At 65.8% G+C, this 781-nt stretch carries 1 protein-coding gene; it reads left to right on the top strand.

Going from position 1 to position 781, the window contains the following annotated elements; all coding sequences use genetic code 11:
* Positions 1–7: 7 nt before the first annotated feature.
* Positions 8–781, top strand: a 774-nt coding sequence (locus tag AC3WRT_RS20650) for a DUF1800 domain-containing protein (RefSeq protein ID WP_492725282.1), incomplete at its 3' end; no start/stop codon positions are given.

Below are 781 nucleotides of genomic sequence, written 5' to 3'. Positions count from 1 at the left end.
TGACCTCTTGGAGTCGCATGTTGCTCGGGCGCTCTTCTCACGGCGCCAGCTCTTGGAGACGGTTGTCGACTTCTGGACCAACCACCTCGTCGTCCCCGTGCCCAATGGCGAGGTCTGGGACAACGCTCATCTGTTCCAGCGCGACGTGATCCGCAAGCACGCGCTCGGCAAGTACTCCGACATGCTCAACGCCGCCGCCCGTCACCCGGCGATGCTCAAGATCCTGGACAACGCCGACAGCACAAAGAAGGCCCCGAACGAGAACTACGGACGTGAGCTGCTCGAGCTGCATACCGTCGGCATCGGGAACTACACCGAGGCGGACGTCAAGATGTCGGCGCTCGCGCTGACCGGCCTCAGCGTCGATGTTGAGCAGGGCCTGTACTTGTACAAGCCGATGCGCCGCTACGTCGGCGCCGTCAAGGTGCTCGGCTGGAGCCACGCGAACACCTCGGCGGAGGGCGGTGACGCGGTCGCTACGTCGTACCTCACCTACCTGGCGAACCACCCGGCCACAGCGACGCGGATCGCTACCAAGCTGGCCATCCGCTACGTCTCTGACGCGCCACCCGCGACCCTTGTCAGCAACCTCGCTCAGGTGTACCTCGCTAACAGCACGGCCATTGCGCCGGTGCTGCGGGCGTTGTTCCTCTCGCCGGAGTTCGCTGCGGCGGTAGGGCAGAAGATCCGCACTCCGTACGAGGACGCCTTGGCAACCGCTCGCATCCTCGGGCTGACCCCAGAGCCCGTCCCCGCCAGCGGGACCCCGAGCGACCTGCAG

The sequence above is a fragment of the Terrabacter sp. FW104-15G4B genome (assembly GCF_058790095.1).
The sequence above is the reverse complement of the archived record's forward strand: the minus strand, read 5'-3'. Positions and strand labels throughout refer to the sequence as shown.